Raw genomic sequence first — 2,258 nt, 5'->3', positions numbered from 1 at the left:
CCGAATAGAACCGCATACGAAGTGGAACACTTTGCTTTCAGATTGCATTTTTGAGGATCTGCACCTTTTTCAATCAGAAATGCCTTTGCAATTTCCCGTTCCGTGATGTAGCCGGACGAGCCCGCAAATGATAACAAGGGGAAAGCCATGAAATAGAAAACTGCAATAACAGGAATGATAATCTTTTTCATTACCGCTTTTTAAAAGTTGTTATGCTTTATTTGAATCAATACCGGACAGGATGAATCCGGTCAGTGCAAAAGTAATAAATTTTGTAGAGAAACTTTCATTTCGTCAAGTAATACGGGGTTTTCATGAAATATATGGCGGAATGTTTGGAGAGGCTTTGGAGGTGCATTACATTTGTGCAAGAAACATAAAAACAAAGGATATGAAAAGGATTACAAGAATTTTATTCATTGCTCTTGCAATGATTGTGGCGGGCGGAGCTTCGGTGAAGCTTCTTGCCCACGACTTTGAGATCAGACTCAAGAGCGGGAACGTTCTTTTCTTTAACGTTACCGATACTTTCAAGAAGACAGTTGAGGTCACCTACGGAGGCAGTGCAACCCAGACCAGGGATTCACTTCCTGAAGGCGAGCTGGTTATACCGGGAGCGCTGCGCAAGGACAGCGTCATCTACACAGTCTCTTCAATAGGTCCGAGGGCATTCAGCGGGGCCTCAAAGCTGGTGAAGGTTACAATACCATCGTCAGTGAAAAAAATTGGAGACTATGCGTTCGAGGACTGCGGCTCTCTCAAGGAAATAGTTCTTGGGCCAGTTGACCAGACTTTTGGCAAGGAGGTTTTCCGCAACTGCACAAGCGTGAGCAGCGTGGTGTTCGGTGACAAGTGGCGCAGGGTCAATCTTGCGGAGTTCAGGTGGAGCGATTCGCTGAGGATGGTTAGGATACCGGCATCGGTTGCCGACATCAAGGGCCTGAAGAATCTGGTGCATCTTGAGAGCATAGAAATAGAGTCAGGCAACAGGAAGTTCTCCTCATACGATGGCATGCTTTACTCAGCCAACGGGGATACATTCTACGCCTGCCCTTGCGGAAGGAAAGGAAGCATTGTGGTGAAAAACGGAACGGAGACCGTGCTTGAAGGTGCGTTCAGGGCATGCCCGGGTGTTGAGTCGGTTGATTTTCCGTCATCGCTTACCAAGATGTCATATCTGGAGTTCTTGGATGAAAAGAGCATAAAGAGGATAAGCTTTGCATCAGGTGTTCCACCACGCACTGCGGTAAAGGACGGTATGGAGGTTTTTGCATTGAGAATTGCCTCACAGGACATGGTCATTTACGTTCCGGATTCCGCATACAGGACATACTGCACAGCTATTTGCGGCAGTGACGGGGAATATAGTAACATTGGAGGCAAGCAGGCCGGTGTGTGCATTGCGGCTACCATGGCCTCATCAGCGAACATTGTAAAAAGCAGCAAGATAAAATAAGGAAGCATATGAAAGCAATATCCATCCGCTCACGTAAGATTCTTACAATTTCAATGTCACCATCTTCAACCAGTCAGCTTTCTTTTCCGACCAGGTCTTGAGCGTGTAGGCTCATATTGCATCCAGATCCTGAGCGGCTTCAGCCACAAAGCGGCTGGCCATACGCTTGTCGTGTGGCCGTTTGGTCTTCGCCGTCCATTCTGGCGGCGTTATTCCGCCGGGCCTCTACTGAGGCATGGCGGAAAAATTTTTTCAAATAGGAGATTACCTTGCGATTTTCCAGCTGGTTATGGTGTGCTTGGCGCAGGTGAAGCGCACGCCTACCTTGACTTTCGGTCTCGGGTCAGCCATGTACGGTGCGTCGTAGAGGTTCCTCTCTATCTGGGCAAGGGCAGAGCTTGCCGTTCCCCTCATCTTGAACTCGAATATGTATATTGCATCGGGCAGCCATACCACCATGTCAACACGGCCTTTGGCCTGCTTAACTTCAGTTTCAAGGTTGAGGCCCATTCCGTTGAACAGGATGTAGAGATCACGCTGGTGCAGGGCCTCAAGCTTCTCAAGGTCTTCAAGAATCTCCTTGCCCTCGTACATGTAAGGCACGCCGGCGAGGAATGACTGCAGGGCCTTCATTGCTGCATCCACATTGCCTCTGCGCAGGGCCCTGTTCATTGCGTCAACCATGTTCATTCGCTGGTCGGTATTCAGAGGAGTGAGCTCACTGATGAAGTTCTCGAACAGGCCCACTCTCACCTCATCGTTCGGGATGCCAAGTATGTATGAACTGGATGCCGGACTGTAG

3 protein-coding genes are annotated in these 2,258 nt (G+C 48.8%); 1 reads left to right on the top strand and 2 read right to left on the bottom strand.

Features of this window, described 5'->3' with window-relative positions:
• Nucleotides 1–191: hypothetical protein (locus tag AC06L3_RS04510; protein ID WP_475669429.1), on the bottom strand; the 191-nt coding region annotated here is incomplete at its 3' end.
• A gap of 200 nt (nucleotides 192–391) precedes the next feature.
• Here AC06L3_RS04510 and AC06L3_RS04505 point away from each other — a divergent pair.
• Nucleotides 392–1,456, top strand: coding sequence for a leucine-rich repeat domain-containing protein (locus AC06L3_RS04505; RefSeq protein WP_475669428.1), 1,065 nt, complete (start codon nucleotides 392–394; stop codon nucleotides 1,454–1,456).
• A gap of 264 nt (nucleotides 1,457–1,720) precedes the next feature.
• Here AC06L3_RS04505 and AC06L3_RS04500 read toward each other — a convergent pair.
• On the bottom strand, nucleotides 1,721–2,258 hold a 538-nt coding region (locus AC06L3_RS04500), incomplete at its 5' end, for a PD-(D/E)XK nuclease domain-containing protein (protein WP_475669427.1).

The sequence above is a fragment of the Candidatus Egerieousia sp. genome (genome assembly GCF_056211015.1).
Note: the sequence above shows the minus strand (reverse complement) of the source record. Positions and strands in the feature narration are given on the sequence as shown.

Excerpts from the sequence above, each read along its gene's own strand:
- AC06L3_RS04505 (WP_475669428.1), top strand. The coding sequence starts at position 392 with ATGAAAAGGATTACAAGAATTTTATTCATTGCTCTTGCAATGATTGTG.